This is a genomic window from Hyphomicrobium sp., from assembly GCF_051860585.1.
Lineage (GTDB): Bacteria > Pseudomonadota > Alphaproteobacteria > Rhizobiales > Hyphomicrobiaceae > Hyphomicrobium_C.
The window spans coordinates 538318-559035 of the sequence record NZ_JBHYDS010000001.1 but is presented as its reverse complement, the minus strand read 5'-3'; the positions used below and the strand labels follow the sequence as shown (position 1 = coordinate 559035).

The window sequence follows — 20718 nt, the reverse complement described above, 5'->3', positions numbered from 1 at the left end:
TGGCGATTGGGGATTCTAGGGTGTCCCGAGAACCGGGCGGTGCAGTCGAGGCACGCTGGTGGGACGCCGAATGAACGGATTTTCGAGGAGCAGTGAAGCGTGAACTGGATCAATAGCGTCGTACGGCCCAAGATCCGCAGCTTCCTGACGACGAAGCGCGAGGTGCCGGAAAATCTTTGGGTCAAGTGCCCGGAGACCGGCCAGATGGTCTTTTACAAGGACCTCGAGGCCAACCAGTTCGTCGTTCCCGGCTCCAACTATCACATGAAGATGGGCTCGCGCGCCCGCCTCACGAGCCTCTTCGATGGCGGCGCCTTCGAGCAGGTGTCCGTGCTGACGGTGGCGCAGGATCCGCTGCGGTTCCGCGATGGCCGTCGCTACACCGACCGCCTCAAGGATGCGCGGACCAAGACCGGCATGGAGGATGCGCTTCTCGTCGGCGAAGGCACGCTCGACGGCCGCCGCATCGTTGCCGCGGCCCAGGACTTCGAATTCATGGGCGGCTCGCTCGGCATGGCGGCGGGCGAGGCGATCATCGCCGGCATGCTTCGCGCGGTCGCGCTCAAGTCTCCGTTCATTCTGTTTGCCGCATCCGGCGGCGCGCGCATGCAGGAGGGCATTCTCTCGCTGATGCAGATGCCGCGCACCACCATCGCCGTACAACGCCTGCGCGAAGCCAAATTGCCCTACATCGTCGTCCTCACCGACCCGACCACGGGCGGCGTGACGGCGTCCTACGCCATGCTTGGCGACGTCCACATCGCGGAGCCTGGCGCTCTCATCTGTTTCGCCGGCCCGCGCGTCATCCAGCAGACCATTCGCGAGCAGCTTCCGGACGGCTTCCAGCGCGCCGAATATCTCCTCAGCCACGGCATGGTCGACATGGTCGTGCATCGCCACAAGATGCGCGAGACTCTGAGCCGGATCTGCGCGCTTCTCACGTCGGGTTCGGCCACCATCGATAAGTCCAAGGCGCGTCGCGGCAACGGCAAGGCGCAGGCCAACGGGGTATCCGACGGCAAGCTCATCGAGGCGCCGATCGAGGTCGAGCCCGTCGACGACTCGCAGCGGTTCGGCGCCAAGCCGGCCGAAGCGGCGCCCGAGCGGCAGGGCGAACCCACCACCGCCCGCGCCGCCAGCACCACGAGCAATCCGCCCAAGAACTAAGTCCAATACGGGTGCGGAGGCGTGCGCGCCATGCACCTGGGCGGACGTGGACTCGGGCGGACGGCACAGCATCCCGTCACAGCGATTTCTGTCGACCTTGGCCTTCGTCTCGCGGATTGTCGCTGAAGATGACGAGGCGCAGAGGAGGGGCTTAACATTCTGACCAGCGACCAGCTCCTCGCGGACATGAAGCTTCTGCATCCGAAGCTCATCGATTTGTCCCTGGGTCGCGTCGAGCGGCTTCTGGCCAAGCTCGGCGATCCGCACACCAAGCTCCCGCCCGTGATCCATATCGCCGGCACCAACGGCAAGGGTTCCGTCACCGCATACCTGAAGGCGATGCTGACGGCCGCCGGCAAGCGCGTGCACGTCTACACATCGCCGCATCTCGTGCGCTTCCATGAGCGCATCGAGCTGGCCGTATCCGAGGGCATCACGCGCCCCATCGCGGAAGCGGATCTCGTGGATGTCCTGTCGCGCACCTTGGCTGTCAACAGCGGCGACGACATCACGCAATTCGAGATCACGACCGCCGCCGCCTTCCTGGCCTTCGCCGAGCACCCCGCCGATGTCGTGCTGCTCGAGGTCGGACTGGGCGGACGCCTCGATGCGACGAATGTCATCGATCGCCCGGCACTGACCATCCTCACGCCCATCTCGCTCGATCATGCCGACAAGCTCGGCAACACGATCGAGGCGATCGCTGGAGAAAAAGCCGGCATCCTGAAGCGCGGCGTGCCGTGCATCGTGTCGCAACAGGATGACGTCGTGCACGAGGTCATCGTGCGCGAAGCCCGGCGCGTCGGCGCGAACCTCATCGTTTGGGGCCAGGACTATGACGCCTACGAGCAGCGCGGCCGCCTCATCGTCCAGAAATCGGATCAGCTTCTCGATCTGCCGTTGCCCGCGCTCATCGGCCGCCACCAGATCATCAACGCCGGAACGGCCGTCGCCGCCGCGCTCGAGTTTGCGGAAGTCGCCGTCGACGAGCAGGCCATCGAGCACGGCCTGGAAACGGTGCGCTGGCCCGCGCGCTTGCAGCGGATCGACAGCGGCCCGCTGCCGTCGCTGCTGCATCCGGGCGCCGAGCTGTGGCTCGACGGCGGACACAACCCGGCCGCCGGGCAGTTCCTCGCCCAGTCTCTTGCCGATCTTGAGGAACGCGCTCCGAAGCCGCTCTATCTCGTCGTCGGCATGCTGGGGCTCAAGGATGCCGCCGGCTTCCTCGGCGCGTTCCGCGGCCTCGCCCGCCATGTGATCGGCGTGCCCATTCCCGGCGCCCATGAAGCCCCGTTCTCGCCCGACGCGGTCGCGGAGGCGGCGCAGTCGGTTTCGCTGAGCGCGGAGGCGGCTCCGTCCGTCGAGGCTGCGCTCCGGCGCATCGACGTGTTGCATCCGGGCCCGAAGCGTATCCTCGTCACGGGATCGCTCTACCTCGCCGGCCACGTCCTGGCCCTGCAGGAAGGCGTCGAGCCCCAGGCCAATTGAGCGGCGATCTCTCGCCATAAAAAAGGGCCTCGCGAAAGGCCCTTTGAATTTCAGCAATCACTTGAATTTCCGCAAACGATGGTCGCGGCTTATGCCTTGACGAGGTTCTCGCCGATCTGCTGGCCGAGCCACTCTTCGAGCTTGCGCTTCTGTACGAGCGCGCCGACATGCTGGCCGGCCACTTCGCCGTTCTTGAACAGCAGAAGCGTCGGCATGGCGCGAATGCCGTACTTGGTCGTCACGGCGGGGCTCTGGTCGACGTCGATCTTGACGACCTTCACCTTGCCCTTTTGTTCGGCTGCGACCTGCTCGAGAGCGGGCGCCATCGCCTTACAGGGACCGCACCACTCGGCAAAGAAATCCACCAGAACGGGCTCGCTCGACTTCAGGACTTCTGCGTCGAACGTTTGATCGGATACGAGTGCAGTCATGGGTGTCTCCTGTTGCGGCACGGCGGGCGCGGGGGTGGCCGGGCCTGCGGCCCGAAAGTAGGATCGGGCCTGCGGACCGTGAACGTAAGAATGCCCCCCTCGGGCGTCAAGACGGCAGCGTGTCCGGCCGCCAGAGGTCTTTGGTGGCCTGATCCAGGATTTCTGCTGGAATTTCCATGAGATGAGGCCCCTGCGTCCAGAGCAGGGCAGCCCTGATTTCGCGGCCGGGCGCGATTTCGCGCACGGCCAGCCGATAGGCAGCCAGCTGATAAAGGTAGGCCTGCGAAACGCCCTCGACCGTGCGCGGCGCGGCCGCGTTGGTCTTGTAGTCGACGATCAGCACCGACGTGTCGCGCACCGCCAGCCGGTCGATCTGGCCGGTGATCCTGAGCGGCGGGCCTGCAACGCCATCCGGGCGCGGGATGATGGCGACGATCGGAACCTCGGCCTGGCTGTCCGCGCCGAACACCTCGGCGAACGCAGGGTCGGACAGCACGGCGAGGGTCTGTGCCGCGATGCTAGCACGCGTGGCGGGCGAAACGCCTAGGCCGTGTGCGGTGAGATAGGCGTCCGCCGCCCTTGGCCACGCGTCGCGCGAAATCGCCGGCAGATGCTCCAGCAACGCGTGGGTCAGCGTGCCGCGCAGGAACCGGTTCTGCTCAGCCCCGCGCGGGCTGAAGGCCGCCGGCTCCGCTTGGCGATCTTTCGGCGGCGGCGTGGCGAGCGGTTCGCCTTCGTCATCGGTGTCGTAGGGCGCAAGCCGGGACGGTGCCAGCGGCACGGTGAGCTGCGCCTCGCGCGGCACCGGCGCTACGGCCCACGGCGGCAGATCCGCGGCCTGACGCACGGCGGCCAACGCACCCTTCGGCGGCTCGGCGGCCATGAGCTGCGGCGAGGCGCGTCGCAACACCTCGCGCCCCTGGCTGTCCCGCGTGCGTTCGAGCGTGCCGTCGAGGCCCATGCGCGCAAGTTCATACCAGCATCCGGGCTCCGGTCCGCGACGGCCTGCGAAGCCCGAGATGTAAAGCCGGTCGCGCGCGCGCGTCATCGCGACGTAGAGCAGCCGGTCGCGTTCTTCGCGCTCGCGAAGGCGCAGGCTGTCGCGCGCGTCGCGAATCTGCGCCAGGTCGCCCGTGCCTTTAACTGGCCACACGAACGGCGGTGGCATGCCGGCGGGGCGCGTCATGTCGAGCCGGATCGGCCGCCCGCCCTGGCTCGCCGCCGAGCCCGCGCTGCACGTATCGGGCAGGAACACGATCGGCGCTTCGAGGCCCTTGGCGCCGTGCACGGTCATCACGCGCACCTCGTTGCGGCCGTGCTCCATGTCGCGTTTGATGTCGCGCGTGCCGTCGCGCATGAAGGCCAGGAAGCCAGCCAGCGAAGGCGGCGCGCCGTCATCGTACGTCAGCGCGAGGTTGAGAAATTCGTCCAGCGGATCGGCGGCATCCGGGCCGAGACGCCCAATGAGCTTGGCGCGCACCCGGTCGCGATCGAGGATGTCGGCAAAGAACTCGAACGGCGGTCGGAAGTCGGCGGCCTTGCGCCAGCGCTTGAGCGTACTCGCCGCTTCGACGAACGCGAGATCCTGCTCACCCGCTTCCAAGAGCGCCTTCCAGAGCGTCCGCTTGCGCCGTTGCGTTGGATCGGCGCGGTCGAACGCGAGCGTGGTGAGATCGGCGTCGTCGAGACCGAAGATCGGGCTTTTCAAGACTTCGGCGAGCGCAAGATCGTCTTCCGGCAGCGTCAGGAAATCGCCGAGCGACAGCAAATCCTGAACTGCGATCTGCTCTGTGAGCCGCATGCGGTCAGCACCCGCAACTGGAATGCCGCGCGCCTTGAGCGCCTGCACCATCGGCGTCGCGAAGGGCTGGCGCTTGCGCACGAGGATCAGAACGTCACCCGGCTCGATCGGCCGCCCGGCGGATTCGAGGTTTTCACTCGTATCGAGCCAGCCCTTGATCGTGTCCGCGATCCGGTTGGCGAGGCGCACGTCGGGCGCGTCTGCCGAGAGCTCGTCGAGCGGCGACCAGGCATCGACGGTCGCCACGTCCGCTGGGGGCTCGACGGGCCAGATCTCGACCAGCCCCGCGTGGCCGAGGCGCTTGGCGATGTGCGGCGCGGGCGCGATGCCGGTCGTGCGGAGCGGATCGGCGAACACGCTGTCGACGGCTTCGAGCACCGGCGCCACGGTGCGGAACGACAGCGTCAGCGGAATGCGCCGCCACGGCTGGCCCGCGCTCGCCGCCAGCGCCTCGAACCTATCGCCCATGCGCGAAAACATTTCCGGGGCCGCGCCCTGGAACGAATAAATCGACTGCTTCTCGTCTCCCACTGCGAACAGCGTGCGCACGAGGTCCTCGCGCGCACTGTCGCCTGAGAAAAACTCGGTGGCCATCGCCTCGACGACGCGCCATTGCGAGGGGCTGGTATCCTGGCTCTCGTCGACGAGGATGTGATCGAGGCCGTTGTCGAGCTTGTAGAGCACCCACGCAGCCTGCTCGCGCGTCGAGAGAAGGCCCTTCGTGCGGGCGATGAGATCGTCGAAGTCGAGCGCCGCGCGGCGCACCTTCGCCTCCGTGTAGCGCTGCTGGACGGCATCGGCGAGCCGCATCAGCGCCATCGTCGCCTCGACGACCGCCGCGCCCTGCTGCTCGGCCCACAAGGAGAGGAACCGTGACTGCGCGCGCGACAGCATCGCGTCGGCCTCTGGGTTGCTCGCCTTGAGGCCGTTGGTCAGAAACTTCTCGCGCGGCTCCCCGTCGCTCTTGAGGAACAAGCCCGCCAGCGCCGTGGCCCGCTCGCGGTCGGTCGTCGCAGCCAACGCATCGGCAACCTTGGCCGCCATGCCCAGATCGGTCTTGCCACCGCCCGCGAGGACATTGCGGACATGGTCGAGATCGCGCGGAGACATGACGGATGCCGTTTCCGCTTCGATGGCGGCGCGCGTAATGCCGGGCCGTACGTCGAAATGGCGCCGGTAGAGCGTGTCCACGGCGTCGAGGCCATCAGCCCCGCCGGGTTCCGCCGCCGGCAGCCGCAGCGCCGCTTCGAGCCAGTCGCGCTCCCGCAAGGCATCGGCGAGGACATCGTCGAACCGGTCGTCGGCGGCGTAGGCGATGGCCGTTTCGAGCGCGCGCCCGAGCACACTGGAGCGCGCGCGCGCCGCGTCACCGATGACGTGATCGGTCGCCTCCCGCATCAGCTTGCGCGCCGTGTCGTCGTCGAGAATACTGAAGCCCGGCGTCACGCCCGCTTCGAGCGGGAAGCGCTGCAACAGGCGTTCCGCAAACGCGTGGATCGTTTGGACGGCGAGGCCGCCCGGCGTTTCGGTGGCGCGCGTGAATAAGGTCCGCGCCAGCGCCATCTCGTCCGCGCGGGCCGCCCGGCCGAGGAAATCGCGCAGCACGCGGCCAAGCTCGGCATCGGGCAGCATCACCCACCGCGCGAGACTGTCGAACACGCGCTTCGACATTTCAGCGGCGGCCGCCTTCGTATACGTGAGGCAGAGGATGCGCTGCGGCGGCGTATTGGCCAGCAGCAGACGCAATACACGCATCGTCAGAACGTGCGTTTTGCCCGTGCCCGCGTTGGCGCTCACCCACACCGACGCGGCCGGATCCGCGGCATCGGCCTGCCGTCGCGTCGTGCGGTCGAGTTCCGATTGCAGAGATGCCATGCGGTCCGACATGCTCAAGCCTCCTCGCTGAGCGATGCGCCGGACGACCACTCCGCCACCCGCGCAAGATGCGCATAATCGTCGTAGTCGTACCCGAAACGCGCCCGCCGCAACGGCCGGTACGGCGTGCGCACGTCGTCGAAGCGCGCCACGAGGCGCTGGAGCCCGTCCAGTGTCTCGGCCGCGAGCGCCGCCACGTCGGGGCTTCTCACATCCCGCTCGTCGCCCGGCGGCTCACCGCCCGAAGCGCGGATGTAGCGCAACGTCGCCACCGGACGTTTGGCGATCTTCTCGAACCCGAGGTCGCGGTCGAGCGCGATCGCGGCTTCGAGCGGGAGCTGAGGCGCGATCCCGCCCAGAACCTTTGCGTCAGGCGGAGGCGAGCCGGTCTTGTAGTCGGAGATGACGAGCGCAACGTCGGATATGTCGATCCGGTCGGCGCGCGCCGTGAGCGTGAATGGCCCCGCCGGCGCGGCAAACACCATGGCGCCCGAGACCTCGGCTTTCACCTCGCTGGTGTTCGCGCGCCGCCGCGGCTCGGTCGCGGCGAACCACGCGGCAAAGCGCTCGAAGCGGGGGATCCAGAACGCGGCGATGCGCGGATGCGCGGCGTAGGAGTCGAGAGAGGCGCGCGCGAACCGCACCAGCTCGCCTTCGATATCGCCGGGAAGCGCAGCCGGATAGGCCTTCGCGAATTCCGACAGCGCATCGTGGATGATGCTGCCGCGCAAAGCCGGTCCCGGTTGCTGGCCGAGCGGATCGAGCGGTTCGAGGCCCAGCACCTCACGCGCGAAAATGGCGTAGGGATTGCCAATCCACGTTTCGACGCGCGAGACAGAAAGCTTGCGGGGGCGCTGGAAAACGGCAGGCCGCGGTTCAGGGACGGCGAGACGCGGCATAGGAGGAACCACATCGCGCCGGCGCGCCCAGGCGAGCCACGGCAGACGCGGCTCGAGCGCGGACGCTTGTCCCATCCCATCGAGCAGCGCCTTGAGACGTAAGAGCCAGCGCGACGGCACCGTCGGCACGCCATCTTTCTTCTCGGCGCGCGTCAGGATCACCTCGGGTGCGGCCAGCAGCGTCGCGAAATCGTGCGCCGATTGCCCGATCTTTTCCTCGGGCGACGGCAGCCCAAGCGCATCGCGCATCGGCCGGTTGAGCCACGGCCCCGGATCCGATGACTTCGGCCACGTGCCGTCATTGAGAGAACCCAGAATGACGACGTCGGTCTGCTGCAGGCGCGCTTCGAACGGACCCCAGATGAACAAGCGCGGATGCACAGGCCCACGCGGCCGAACGGTTTCGGTGGACGCGAGGCTGCGATAGAGGTCGGCGTAATCGGCCGGCTTGAGAGCGACGTCCGGCAACTGCTCGTCGATGAGGCTGGCGAGAAAGCGCGCCGCGGTGACGCCGGCTTCGTCGCGCCACAGCGGGCTGTCGTCTTCGGCCGCGTCCCAATCTTCCGGCAATCGCGCAACCGCTTCGGCCACCGTCGTGTGTGCGCGCGCCAAATCACGGAGCGTGGTGGATGCGGGATCGCCGTACAGCGCGACCAGCGGCGCAAACGCAATCCTCAACCGCGCGAGCAGGTCTCGCGCGCCTTGCCAGTCCTCGGTCCACAAGCGCTTGACTGCGGTGTGCGCTCGCTCGCGACGCGCCTGCGCGCCAGCGGCTTTCTCGAATGCGGCCTCGACGCCATCCAGGCCGTCTCCGAGGTAAGGCGCGCGAAACGTCGTCAGCTCGAGCGCGCGCGCCGCACGCCGCGCCGCGAACGGATCGAGCCCGAGGCGTGTCAGCGGATGCTTGAGCAGGGCCACAACGTCGGCCGGCGCAAATCGCGACGAGACCGCGTTGATGACGAGATCCAGGAACGCGCCTGGCGGCGTCTTGATGAGCGGCCGCCCGGCCGAGTCGTCAACCTTGATCCCCCAGGCTTCGAGACGAATGGCGACGCGCCGCGCCAGCAGCCGGTCCGGCGACACGAGCGCGGCCGTGCGTCCCGGCGTCTCCGCTGCCTCGCGCAGGATGAGCGCGATTGCCTCCGCTTCGTCCTGCGCCGTTGGCGCTTCGATGAGACTCAACCCCAAGGGCGCGCTTGCAACTGGATTGTCCCGCGCCGCCGCCGCAAAGGTCTCCCAACGCTCCGTCGTTCCCGCCGGACGCATCGTCTCCGCGACCAGCCGGTTGCGCGCACGAACCTGCGGCGACGGACGACCGCCGAGTGAGGTGACCTCCGAGCGGGCGCACCCGAGCGCGTCGAGCAACGTCTTGAGGCCGAACTGCGGATGCTCGGGATGACGATCCTTGGAGCCGCTCGAGCCAATGGCGTCCCAGCTCGCGTCGTCCAGTTCCGTGTCGAGAGCCGGCAGCACGATGGCCCCGTTTGGAAGACGAGCGACCGCACGCATCAGCTCCACCGTCGCCGGGATCGAACCCGTGACGCCGGCTATGATTACCGGTGCGATCGGAGGTGAAAGCGTCAGCCGCTCCGCTTCCGCGCGGATCACGGCGTTGCGCCGCTCGGCTGGCGAGATCAAATTCTGCTCGGCGAGATGCGCGGGCCAGTACGCCGTGACGATCTCCAGGAACGTCAGCGTCTTCTGCCAGTGCTCGGAAAACGTCTCCGGCACGAGTTTGGCGAGACCGTCGAGCGAGACGTTTTCGGTCTCGATCATGTCCATCAGATTCGCGAGTTCCTTGGCGAGCACGGCGGCCTGGGCCGGCGTGCTGGCGCCCGCGCCCGCGAATGGCTGGGCGTCGGCGTCGGCCCCGCGCGCGCTGTGCATCGCCTCCGTCCAGCGGCGGATCAGGCTGGTGAGAACGAGGCGGCGGTCGAGTTCTCCGATGGCGGGCGCGATGGCGAGACCGGCGGCCGGCATATCCGCGCGCGCCGCGCTGGCGATGAGCGACAGATCCTCTTCGCCCTCCGAGATCGGCACGATCTTCGGCAGCAGCAGCGCCCGCCCGCCCGCGGCGCGCAGAAACGCATCCTGGAGCGCGCGCGTGGCGCGCCGCGTCGGCAGGTAGAGCGTCACGCGTGCGAGTTGAAGCGGCGTCGGCGCAGGGCCCCCGTCGGCGGGCAGGCGGCCGTCCAGCAGCGCGGAGGCGAGGCTATCCAGAAACGGACGCCCGGCTTCCACGGTGGAGATGTTGGCGCGGACCGGCGGCGTCATGGGCGTGCGTTGCTCCGGGAAAGCGGCCGAGTGAGCCGCAATTGAACAGCCATCCGAAAGGCTTGCGCATGCGCAGCCGTCTCAGAAGCCCAGGGCGTGCATCGCCAACGCGGGAAAACGCGAGTAAGCCTCCCGTATAGCCCGCAAATGGAGCGCTTAGACGGCGGCGGACCGGTCTATCCACTGTTCCGCGTCGTGGACCGACTGCGGGGTGCCGACATGCATCCAGGAGCCGTCGAGCCGGAGGCCGAAAAGGCGGCCGCGCGCAATGGCCCGGTCCCACAGCAGGTTGAGCGAGAATGGCCCCTGCGGCGCGTCGTCGAACAGGCGCGGGTGCGCAATCGAGACCCCCGTAAACACGAACGGCTGCTCACGCCGCTCGCCCGGCCGCGCCAGCAGGCCGTCCGGCTCCATCCTGAAATCGCCGTGGCCGTCATAGCCCATGCTCGTCGCGCCGGATGCCAGCAGCATGAGACTGTCCATGCGCTGGGGATCGAATTCCGTGATCAGCCGTTCGATGTTCGAGCTGACGCCCTCGATCCAGACCGAATCGGAATTGTGGATCACGAACGGCGCATCCCCCAGCAGAGGCAGCGCGCGTACCACGCCGCCGCCCGTGTCGAGGATGGCGTCACGCTCGTCGGAAATCACAATCGAAGGTCGCGTCCGCCCGGCGAGATGCGCTTCGATCATGTCCGGCAGATAGTGCACGTTGACGACCGCGCGTGTGATGCCGCCGCCGGACAGCCGGTCGAGGACATGATCGATGAGCGGCTTGCCCTTGAGCGGCACCAGCGGCTTCGGCATCGTGTCGGTCAGCGGGCGCATGCGTTTGCCGAATCCGGCCGCGAGCACCATGGCCGTCGTCACAGGTAGGGTCATGCAGGTGAACTCTTGGAAGTGGGGATGTTGGGAGGCTCCTCGCGGACCGGCTGCGGAAAATGCGCATCGAACCAGCGGGAGAGCGCGGCAAGCTCGGGATGGGCGAGCCCGCGCGCCAGATAGCCCCATATGCGAGGGATGTGACGCAAATACGCGTGCTTCCCGTCGCGGGCTGCGAGACGCGCGAATATCCCGAGGATCTTGGTGTTGCGCTGAACTCCGAGGGCCGCATAGGCGAACTGGAACCGGTCTGCTTCGAAGCCCGGCTCCACCGCGCCGCGCATACGGAGGTAGTAGGCGAGCAGCTTGTTCTCGAGCTTTTCCGGCACGTCGAGGCGCGCATCCTGCAGCAGCGAAACGAGGTCGTAGGCGAGCGATCCCTTGAGTGCGTCCTGGAAGTCCAGCAGCCCCGCCCGCTGGTAGCCCTCGCGCTCCGGCAGCCAGACGAGGTTGGGGGAATGAAAATCACGCAGCACCCAGCCCTTGGGCTCGGCATCGAGCCGCGTGAAGATATCGTCCCACGCCGTGGCGAACGCCGCGCGCGCATCGGCGGGGATCGGCGCGCCGTGCACGGCCGGCCAGTACCACTCGGGCAAGAGGTCGACTTCGATGCTGAGCACCTCCCGGTCCTGCGCCGGAACGCGATGGATATCGCCGCCGGCGAGAGGAATCTCGTCCGGCACCGGGATCGTGCTGAGCACCAGCAGCGTTTCTGTCGCCGCCCGCCACAGCTCTTCTTGAGAGGAGCCCGCAGCCAGTTCGGCGCCATACACGCGATCGCCGAAGTCTTCGAGCACCAGGAATCCGTCGTCGAGATCGGCGGCGAAGATCTCGGGCGCACTGAGATTGCAGCCGCGCAAGGCCGACGCGACGGCGACGAACGGGCGCACATCCTCCGCCAGTCCGGCGATGCGGCTGTACGGCTGTCCATCGCGGATCGGCGGGCCGTCCGGCTGACGCGGCTGATCCATCAGGATGGCGGTGCGGCGGGACACCACTTCCCCTCCCCAGCTCGCCGGAGGCGAGTCTTCCCCTCCCCCTTGTGGGGAGGGGTTAGGGGTGGGGGGAATCCCAAACGCAGGCCGCTGTGGTTCCCCCCCTCCCGGCCTCCCCAACGTCGAGTCGAAGACTCGCCTTTGGCGAGAGGAGGGAGGGGAAGAGGCTGAGTTTGCGATCCCGAGCCGTGCATACGCGCGTGCCGACGCGTCACCCTGCAGGTAGCTGGCCGTGGCCTCGCCCCAGGGCGAATGCCGGTCGAGGAATCGCGACATCTGCGCGAGCCGGCCGAGCCGTTTGCTCCACGTCGTGTCAGCCGAAAAACGGATCGTGCGCTGGTCCGGCTCGGTCCCTTGCGCGAGGAAGATATCGAGGCGGGCCGACGCACGCAGATGCGGCGCACGTTCCGGCCATTCGATGATCGCCGCGCCGTGGGTAAGGATTTCGTCGAGCCCGAGTTCGTCCAGTTCGTCTTCGCCCGCGAGGCGATAGAGATCGAGATGGGCGACCTCGAAGCGCGGCGCCGCATAGCTTTGCACCAGCGAAAACGTCGGGCTCGGGATTTCGGCGGTCGCATCGCCCAGCAGTGCCCGGATCAACGCCCGCGCGAAGGTCGTCTTGCCCGCACCGAGATCGCCGTGGAGCGCCACCACGTCGCCTGGCGCGAGCTTGAGCGCAATACGCTGGGCAAGCCGCCCGGCGTCCTCTTCCGAGGCGTCACTGACGTGCCACACGTCCTGCGTCGGGGCGCCCTGCTTCAGGTCGTCCGGCGATTGCATCGGGTCCAGTGCTGGTGGGGACATTCACGTTCTCTTCCAAGCCGCGTTCCGGGAAGCGTACCGTGACCTTGGTCCCTCTTCCAGGCTCGCTGTCGAGCACCGTGTCGCCCCCGTGCAGGTCTACGAGGCTCTTGACAATGGAAAGGCCAAGTCCTGCCCCGCGATGCTTGGATCCCTGGCTCCGGCTTTCGAAGCGCTCGAAAATGCGCTCCTGCTGGTCTTTCGGGATGCCGACGCCCTCATCCTCGACCAGGAACACCATTTCGCCGTCTTCCCGCCAGCACGAGAGGTGCACGACGCCCTCGGGCTTCGAGAAGCCGACCGCGTTCGAGAGCAGATTCTGCAGCACCTGCCGCACCCGCTGAGTGTCGGCGATGAACGTCGTCGCATCGTCCGCGATGGCGATATCGAGCGTGAGGCGCGCATGCGCCGCCCGCTCGCGCACGCTGACGATCGCCTGATCGATGATCGCTCGCACGTCCACCGTCTCGAGCGTCAGCTCCAAGCCGCCCGCATCGATGGTGGCGAGATCCAGGATGTCGTCGATGATGGCGAGCAGCGTCTTGGAGGAAAACGAGATGTCTTCCAGATATTCCTTTTGTCGCACCGTCAGCGCGCCGAAGATCGGATTGGCCAGCAGTTCGCTGAAGCCGATGATGTTCGTCAGCGGCGTGCGCAGTTCGTAGGAAATGTGGCTGATGAACTGGTTCTTGAGGTTGTCGGCGGTGACGAGGGCTTCGTTGCGTTCGATCAACGCGCGCTCATAGCGCTTGGAGTCGGTCACGTCGACGAACGTCAAAAGCGTGCCGCCGTCCGGAAGCGGCGTCGCCGCGTAGTCGATCACGCTCTGGTCAGGCCGCAGCATCTGGCCTTCGAGCGGCTCGCGATCCTCGAAGGAGGTCACGGCGCTGCTGATTTCCAGCCACGTGCTTTCCCCGCCATGCAGCGCCTGCGTGATGCGGATGAACTCGTCGATATGCGGGCTGTCCTCGTCCAGCTTCTTCGGCGACAACTTCCAGATCGCGGCGAACGACGAATTATGCAGCTTGAGCCGACCGTCGGTCCCGAACACCGCAACGCCTTCCTTGAGGCTGTCGAGTGTCTCGCGCTGCACGTTGATAAGGGCGTTGTAATCGCTCTCCAGTGCAAGACGCTCGGTCTCGTCTTTGTAGAGGTAGGTCACGCCGCCGTCCGGCCGCTGCGCAGCCATCACGTGCACGACGCGCCCGTCCGGCAAGTGCCACCAGTCCTCCTGCTCGCTCTCTTCCTTGTAGCCCTTGAGAAGGCGCGCCTTCCATTCGCGGTAGTTCACGACTTCCGGCAGCCGCCCGAGTTCGCGCAGGCGATCCAGCACCGCGCCGTCGCCGGGCGAGGTCGCAAGCCAATCCGCATCGAGCTTCCAGAGCTTCAAATAGGCCGCATTGAAGAACGTGAGCTTTTGCTCGGAGCTGAAGATCGCAACCGCCGTCGCCACGCGATCGAGCGTCCGGTCGTAGGCCGCGACCTGGCGGTCCAGTTCGCCCTTCGCGGTTTCGATATCGGCAACGTCGATCGCCGCACCCGCCGTGGCGTCGCCGAGCGGCAGCACGGTCACCGCGTGCACCTTGCGCTCGGAGCCGATGACGAGCGAAATACGGTCGTTGTAGGTCTGGCCGGACTTCAACACGCGCGCGACAGCCTTGCGCTGGCGCGATTCCAGAAGCGCGATCTGGCCGTCGATGACTTCGCTTTCGCTTTCCGCGTCCACCGCCTTGACGTACGCGCTGTTGACCCACGTCAGCCGGTCGGCCGCGTCGCTGAGCCAGGCTGGATGCGGCAGCGCGCTGAGCAACGCACGGCTCGACCGGACGTCGCGCGCCAGCCGCATATGCTGGTCGAGAATGACCGACAGATCGCGCTTGTAGCCCGCCACGTCCTTGAAGCGCAGCACGGCGCGCGCGCCTGCCGCCCGTCCATCCGCCTCGATGTGGCCGCCGGCCGCGGTCTTGAGAATGAGATTGAACGCCCGCCCTTCGGACAGCAATCCGTCGAGCGCGGACTTCAGCGCCGCGGTGCTCTTCTGGTCGAGCCAGAAATTGAATCGCACGAGTTCGATGGAGTTGCCCGGCAGGCCCGGCACGCCGCTCAGGGTATTGGTGACGACCGAGAACCCGCGTCCTTGTTCCCAATGCATGAGCACCTGCGGCTCGGCCTTGATCAAGGCTTCCGCCGCGGCGAGCTGCCGGCGCAGGTCCCGGGCCTCGTCCTGGGCGCGGCTGGCCTGCCGGCGCATGGACGTGATGGTCTCGTAAAGGAGGTAGATCGTGCCGGCGCCGCCCGCGGCCACGAGCGCGGCCAGCAGCCACGTGCCGCCCGGCAGACCGCCGGTTTCGATCAGTCTGCGGCCAGAGGCCAGCGTGGCGGTCAAGACGGCGACGCAGGCCAGGCTCGCGAGCACCAGCATGGCGATCTCGACTCGCGTGTTCTGCCGCTCTGGTGTTGGGCTCTTGATAGGCATTGATCCCGGAATTCGGCGGTGTCGTCGGATTAACGGCACGAACGCGCGCGCATGCTTGATCGGCCGAGTGTGGTGTCGGCCGTGCGAATCGCTGTCGAATTATGGGGAGCTTCTGGGACTGATGCCAGTCCAACCGGGGCACAGTGGCCGCTCTCCCCGTCAGCGCAGCCGAAGGGCCACGTCGTGACGGGGAGAGGAGATCGTCGATTTAGTAGCGGTAGTGCTCGGGCTTGAACGGGCCCTCGACCGGCACGCCGATGTAATCGGCCTGATCCGGGCGAAGCTTCGTCAGCTTCACGCCGAGCTTATCGAGGTGCAGCGCCGCGACCTTCTCGTCGAGAACCTTCGGCAGCGTGTAGACCTTCTTCTCGTACTTGCCAGGGTTCGTCCACAGATCGATCTGTGCCAGCGTCTGGTTCGAGAACGACGACGACATCACGAACGACGGGTGGCCCATCGCATTGCCGAGGTTCACGAGGCGGCCTTCCGACAACAGAATGATGCGGTTGCCCGACGGGAACTCGATCTCGTCCACCTGCGGCTTGATGTTGGCCCACTTGAAGTTCTTGAGGCCCGCGACCTGGATCTCGTTGTCGAAGTGGCCGATGTTGCAGACGATGGCGCGATCCTTCATCTGCCGCATGTGTTCGACGGTGATGATGTCCTTGTTGCCGGTCGCCGTGACGTAGATGTCGGCGCGGCTGAAGGCATCCTCGATGGTCGCGACTTCATAGCCTTCCATCGAGGCCTGGAGCGCGCAGATCGGGTCGACCTCCGAGACGATGACGCGCGCGCCGGCCTGGCGCAGCGATGCGGCCGAGCCCTTGCCGACGTCGCCGAAACCGGCGACGAACGCGACCTTGCCTGCGAGCATCACGTCGGTGCCGCGGCGGATCGCGTCCACCAGCGATTCACGGCAGCCGTAGAGGTTGTCGAACTTCGACTTGGTGACGCTGTCGTTGACGTTGATGGCGGGGAACAGCAGCTTGCCCTGCTCGGCGAGCTTGTAGAGGCGGTGAACGCCCGTGGTCGTTTCTTCGGAGACGCCGCGGATCGACTTGGCGGCTTCGGCGAACCAGCCCTTGGGCTTGTCCTTGAGCAGGCGCTTGATCAGCGCGAAGAAGATTTCTTCTTCTTCGGAACCCGGTTTGTCGAGGAACGCGGTGTCGCCCTGTTCGGCCGTCAGGCCGTGATGGATGAGCATGGTGGCGTCGCCGCCGTCGTCCAGGATCATGTTCGGGAAGCCGCCGCCGTGCCAGTCGAACAGCTTCGCGGTGTAGTCCCAGTACTCGATCAGCGTCTCGCCCTTGAATGCGAACACCGGCGTGCCGGCCTTGGCGATGGCGGCCGCGGCGTGGTCCTGCGTCGAGAAGATGTTGCACGAGACCCAGCGGACGTCGGCGCCGAGCGCCTTGAGCGTCTCGATCAGCACGGCGGTCTGAATGGTCATGTGCAGCGAGCCGGCAATGCGCGCGCCCCTGAGGGGCTGGCTCGGGCCGTACTCGGCGCGGATGGACATCAGGCCGGGCATTTCGGTTTCCGCGAGGTCGATCTCCTTGCGGCCGAAGTCGGCAAGCGAGATGTCTTTGACGATGTAGTCGGTCATTTGGGCCTCATGTGCGCGCGTTGGCCGGCGGCGACGGGCTACCGGTGCGAAATTCCGCCTTCGTATAACCTCGCAGCCCTCACACCGCAATAAGATATAAACAAGTCCTTATGTCTCGAGCGTTGAAGCCGCCGCTGCGAGCCTGATTCGCGGTTGAGCGGTCATCGCGGCGGGGCTGCCAAAATGCGCTCAAACTGAATTGCTGTGTATTATCAGTGCAATGAAGCCGAATGATGCAGCCGAGACACGCCTGCAACTGTCCCCTCCAATTTGTGATAAAATCCGGAATTCGCCGTTGCAAAGGTCAATGCCTGCCGCTATCAACGGATAATATAACATCCAAAATTGCGGAGTGTGGGATGCTGGGGCGTAGGGGATACTCGCGAATGGGGCGGTTGATCGGGCGCACGTACCTCGCGGTGGGGCCGGCCGCCATGGCTCTGCTGACCGCAACGGGAAGCGGCGCGCAGGAAACACCCGCCGTGCAAGAACTCCCGCCGGTCGAAGTGACGACCTCGAGCCCCGTGGTGAAGTCTAAGCCTCATCCCAAGAAAGCCCAGCCGGCTGGCGCTGCACCTCAATCCGCAGCCCCGGCAGCCGAGCAGGTGGCTGTCCCGCCCGGCACTGTCCTCGACGACCATGCCTTCGTGGCGGTCACGACCGTGACGGAGGGTGAGATTGCCGCGACCAACGGGCCGACTCTCACCGACTCGCTCGACAACAAGCCCGGCATCACCAGCACCTCTTTCGCACCCGGCGCCAACAGACCCATCATCCGTGGTCTCGACAGTTACCGCGTCCGCACCCAGGAAAACGGCATTGGCACCCACGACGTCGCCGCCATTTCCGAAGATCACGCCGTGCCCATCGATCCCAACGCGGCCGACCGGGTCGAGGTCGTGCGCGGCCCGGCCACGCTGCGTTACGGCTCCCAAGCCATCGGCGGCGTCGTCGCGGTGGAGAATGAGCGCATTCCGACGTTCGCGCCGAAAGGCGGCGTCAGCGGCGCGGTGCGTGGCGGCCTGACGTCAGTCGACGAAGGCGAAGACGGCGCCTTCAACGTCACGGCCGGCACGCCCAACGGCATCGTTGTGCACGCCGACGGATTTGCGCGCACGGCCGAGGATTACGAAACGCCGCGCGGCACGGAACTCAACTCGTTCGTCGACAGCAAGGGCGGCGCGCTTGGCGTTTCACGCGTCTGGAACGATGGCTTTATCGGCATCGCGTTCGCCCACATTGAAAGCCTCTACGGCATTCCTGGCGACGAGGCCCGCGAGGGCCACGCGCCGCGCATCGACATGGAGCAACAGAAGGTGCTGGCCCGCGGCGAGTGGCGCGTCCGCGACTTCGGGCTCGAAGCGGTGCGCTTCTGGTTCGGCGCGTCCGATTACGCGCACGACGAACTCGCCATCCACGATCCAACTGTCGATACGGACTTCGAGGTCGGCTCACGCTTCACGAACAAGGAGCAGGAGGCGCGCGTCGAGCTGCAGCACCTTCCTGTCGGCACGGCGCTCGGCGAACTGAGCGGCGCGATCGGTGCCCAGTGGGGCAGCCGCGACACGCGCGGCCAGAGCTTCGAAGGTGAATCGCTTCTCGAGCCGGTCTCGACGGACAGCATCGCGGCGTTCTGGTTTGAAGAACTCGGCTTGACGCAATCGATCAAGCTGCAAGCCGCGGCCCGCATCGAGCACACCTCGGTCGATGGCAGAGGCTGGGATGCGTTTACCGAAGATCCCGGCGATCCGGATCATTTCCTGCCCAGCACCTTTGCGGGAGAGCGCAGCTTCACGCCGACGAGCGCCAGCCTCGGCCTGCTCCATGCGCTTCCCTTCCAGACCGTCGCGCGTCTCACGGGGCAATATGTCGAGCGCGCCCCCGATGCAGCCGAGCTGTTCTCGAAAGGCATGCACGAAGCGACCGGCACCTTCGAGGTCGGCAATCCGTTCCTGGATGTGGAGCGCGCGAGCACCATCGAGGCGGGACTGAAGCGATCGACGGGCGCGCTCCGCTTCGACGCATCGGCCTATTACACACGCTACGACGGCTTCATCTATCGCCAGCTCACGGACCGCGAATGCGATGGCGCAGCCGAGGCCGGCGGCGAATTCCATTGCGAAGTGGGAGGCGGCGCAGGCGGCGGCGGTCACGCTCACGAGGCGTTCGATCTTGTTTTCTTCCAGCAACGCGACGCACGCTTCTACGGCGCCGAAGTCGCGGCTCAATACGATGTCGCGCCGATTTGGAATGGTGTCTGGGGCATCGACGGTCAGTACGATTTCGTCAATGCCGAGTTCGAGAACGGCGAGAACGTGCCGCGCATTCCTCCGCATCGTCTCGGCGGCGGTCTCTACTACCGCGACGCCAACTGGTCCGCGCGGGTCGGCGTGCTGCACGCCTTCGATCAGGACCGCATCGGGCTCGAGGAAATCCCGACGCCGGGCTACACGCTCGTCTCCGCCGAAATCGCCTACACGTCGGCGCGCAACGTCGGCGGGACGCTCGTACCCGTCTACACGATCGGCCTCAAAGGCGAGAATCTGGCCGACGACGAGGTGTTGAATCACGCCTCGTTCAAGCGGCGCGAGGACGTGCTGGCGCCCGGCGCGAGCGTTCGCCTGTTCGGGTCGGTCAAGCTGAACTGAGCGGCGGCCGCGCGACATCGAGGGCGCATGCCGCGCTTCGCAACTCACTGAGCCCATGTGCTTGGGATTTGCCACCTCAAAAAAACTTCAGATACCTCCAGGAGTCTTCATGGACAGCAAGCTTGCCGCGCACGTCCAAGGCGATGCAGCCACCGGCGATAGCCGTCTTCCGGTTACCGTGCTCTCGGGATTTCTCGGCGCCGGAAAGACGACGCTGCTCAATCACGTCCTGAACAATCGCGACGGCCTGAAGGTTGCGGTCATCGTCAACGACATGAGCGAGGTGAATATCGACGCCGGGCTTGTCGAAAAGGGCGGCGCAAAACTCTCGCGTACGGACGAGACATTGGTGGAGATGTCGAACGGATGCATCTGCTGCACGCTGCGGGACGATCTGCTGGGCGAGGTGCGCCGGCTCGCCGCGGAGCGCCGCTTCGATTATCTGCTGATAGAATCGACCGGGATCGCCGAACCGCTTCCCGTGGCCACCACGTTCGAGTTCCGCGACGAGAACGGCTTCAGTCTGTCGGATGTTGCCCGCCTGGATACGATGGTGACGGTGGTCGACGCGGCGCACCTTCTCAAGGACTATGCCTCGCAGGATTTTCTTGGCGACCGCGGCGAACGCGCGTCCGAGCAGGACGAGCGGCCGCTGGTGCAGCTTCTTGTCGAACAGATCGAGTTCGCCGACGTCATCGTGCTGAACAAGATCGATATCGCCACGCCCGAGCAGATCGTCGCCGCCCGTTCGATTATCCGGGCGCTCAACGCCGACGCCCGCGTCATCGAGACCGCAAACGCGCGCGTGGCGATCGCCGAAATCCTGGACACTGGCTCATTCAGCTTCGAGACGGCCCATCGCCATCCCACGTGGTTCAAGGAGCTCAACGGCCACAAGGATCATCATGCCGAGTCCGAGGAATACGGCATATCGAGCTTCGTCTACCGCGCCCGGAGGCCGTTCGAGCCGGCCAAGCTGCATGCGTTCTTCAACAAATCCTGGCCGGGGGTGATCCGCGCGAAAGGGTTCTTCTGGCTGGCGACGCGCCCGCAATGGGTGGGCGAGCTTGCGCAGGCTGGCGCCGTCGTGAAGCATGAGGCCATCGGCTACTGGTGGGCCGCGGTCCCGAAGAAGAACTGGCCCGAGGACGAGCAGATGGTGTCGCGCATCAAGAGCGCGTGGCACGAGCTGTGGGGAGACCGCCGTCAGGAGATCGTATTCATCGGCTTGAGCGAGATGGACGAGGCGGCGATGCGCCGGGACCTGGACGCCTGCCTGGTGACCGTGTCCGAAGGGGCCCCGCCCGATCAGAGCGCCTGGTCCAAACTTCCGGATCCGTTTCCGCCCTGGCGCCGTGAGGCCGCATGAGCGGCA

11 protein-coding genes are annotated in these 20718 nt (G+C 66.5%); 4 read left to right on the top strand and 7 right to left on the bottom strand.

From position 1 onward, the window contains the following. Window positions 1-99: 99 nt before the first annotated feature. Entirely contained in the window at window positions 100-1167 is a 1068-nt protein-coding gene (accD, locus tag ACTIFK_RS02500) for an acetyl-CoA carboxylase, carboxyltransferase subunit beta (protein ID WP_439541459.1), read from the top strand. 186 nt (window positions 1168-1353) lie between these two features. Continuing rightward, window positions 1354-2655, top strand: coding sequence for a bifunctional folylpolyglutamate synthase/dihydrofolate synthase (locus tag ACTIFK_RS02495; RefSeq protein ID WP_439541458.1), 1302 nt, complete (start codon window positions 1354-1356; stop codon window positions 2653-2655). Between the two features lie 89 nt (window positions 2656-2744). Here the strand turns inward: ACTIFK_RS02495 and trxA are convergent, their stop codons facing one another. The 7 genes from trxA to ahcY all read right to left on the bottom strand — a co-directional run bounded on the left by trxA (window position 2745) and on the right by ahcY (window position 16695). Continuing rightward, on the bottom strand, window positions 2745-3086 hold the full coding sequence (gene trxA / locus ACTIFK_RS02490) for a thioredoxin (protein WP_439541457.1): 342 nt from the start codon (window positions 3084-3086) through the stop codon (window positions 2745-2747). A 106-nt stretch (window positions 3087-3192) separates the two neighbouring features. Then, window positions 3193-6774, bottom strand: coding sequence for a double-strand break repair helicase AddA (gene addA, locus ACTIFK_RS02485; protein ID WP_439541456.1), 3582 nt, complete (start codon window positions 6772-6774; stop codon window positions 3193-3195). Between the two features lie 2 nt (window positions 6775-6776). Then, window positions 6777-9935, bottom strand: coding sequence for a double-strand break repair protein AddB (gene addB, locus ACTIFK_RS02480; RefSeq protein WP_439541455.1), 3159 nt, complete (start codon window positions 9933-9935; stop codon window positions 6777-6779). A 156-nt stretch (window positions 9936-10091) separates the two neighbouring features. Further along, window positions 10092-10817, bottom strand: a complete 726-nt coding sequence (locus tag ACTIFK_RS02475) for a nucleotidyltransferase family protein (protein WP_439541454.1) — start codon at window positions 10815-10817, stop codon at window positions 10092-10094. Further along, entirely contained in the window at window positions 10814-12616 is a 1803-nt protein-coding gene (tsaE, locus tag ACTIFK_RS02470) for a tRNA (adenosine(37)-N6)-threonylcarbamoyltransferase complex ATPase subunit type 1 TsaE (protein WP_439541453.1), read from the bottom strand. The genes ACTIFK_RS02475 and tsaE overlap by 4 nt, the downstream gene beginning before the upstream one ends. Next, window positions 12531-15089, bottom strand: a complete 2559-nt coding sequence (locus ACTIFK_RS02465; protein WP_439541452.1) for an ATP-binding protein — start codon at window positions 15087-15089, stop codon at window positions 12531-12533. The genes tsaE and ACTIFK_RS02465 overlap by 86 nt, the downstream gene beginning before the upstream one ends. A gap of 208 nt (window positions 15090-15297) precedes the next feature. Further along, on the bottom strand, window positions 15298-16695 hold the full coding sequence (ahcY, locus tag ACTIFK_RS02460) for an adenosylhomocysteinase (RefSeq protein ID WP_439541451.1): 1398 nt from the start codon (window positions 16693-16695) through the stop codon (window positions 15298-15300). A gap of 386 nt (window positions 16696-17081) precedes the next feature. Here ahcY and ACTIFK_RS02455 point away from each other — a divergent pair, with 386 nt between their 5' ends. Together ACTIFK_RS02455 and zigA are read left to right on the top strand one after the other, a co-directional pair. Continuing rightward, on the top strand, window positions 17082-19343 hold the full coding sequence (locus ACTIFK_RS02455; RefSeq protein WP_439541450.1) for a TonB-dependent receptor: 2262 nt from the start codon (window positions 17082-17084) through the stop codon (window positions 19341-19343). Window positions 19344-19452: 109 nt separating this feature from the next. Continuing rightward, window positions 19453-20712 carry a zinc metallochaperone GTPase ZigA gene (zigA, locus tag ACTIFK_RS02450; protein WP_439541449.1) on the top strand — a complete coding sequence of 420 codons (1260 nt, stop codon included), beginning with the start codon at window positions 19453-19455 and terminating at the stop codon, window positions 20710-20712. Window positions 20713-20718: the final 6 nt, after the last annotated feature.

What these genes read in the sequence shown, in the direction of transcription:
- ACTIFK_RS02495 (WP_439541458.1), top strand. Translation starts at nt 1,354, where the DNA reads ATGAAGCTTCTGCATCCGAAGCTCATCGATTTGTCCCTGGGTCGCGTC.
- trxA (WP_439541457.1), bottom strand. Translation starts at nt 3,086, where the DNA reads ATGACTGCACTCGTATCCGATCAAACGTTCGACGCAGAAGTCCTGAAG.
- addA (WP_439541456.1), bottom strand. Translation starts at nt 6,774, where the DNA reads ATGTCGGACCGCATGGCATCTCTGCAATCGGAACTCGACCGCACGACG.
- addB (WP_439541455.1), bottom strand. Translation starts at nt 9,935, where the DNA reads ATGACGCCGCCGGTCCGCGCCAACATCTCCACCGTGGAAGCCGGGCGT.
- ACTIFK_RS02475 (WP_439541454.1), bottom strand. Translation starts at nt 10,817, where the DNA reads ATGACCCTACCTGTGACGACGGCCATGGTGCTCGCGGCCGGATTCGGC.
- tsaE (WP_439541453.1), bottom strand. Translation starts at nt 12,616, where the DNA reads ATGTCCCCACCAGCACTGGACCCGATGCAATCGCCGGACGACCTGAAG.
- ACTIFK_RS02465 (WP_439541452.1), bottom strand. Translation starts at nt 15,089, where the DNA reads ATGCCTATCAAGAGCCCAACACCAGAGCGGCAGAACACGCGAGTCGAG.
- ahcY (WP_439541451.1), bottom strand. Translation starts at nt 16,695, where the DNA reads ATGACCGACTACATCGTCAAAGACATCTCGCTTGCCGACTTCGGCCGC.
- ACTIFK_RS02455 (WP_439541450.1), top strand. Translation starts at nt 17,082, where the DNA reads ATGGGGCGGTTGATCGGGCGCACGTACCTCGCGGTGGGGCCGGCCGCC.
- zigA (WP_439541449.1), top strand. Translation starts at nt 19,453, where the DNA reads ATGGACAGCAAGCTTGCCGCGCACGTCCAAGGCGATGCAGCCACCGGC.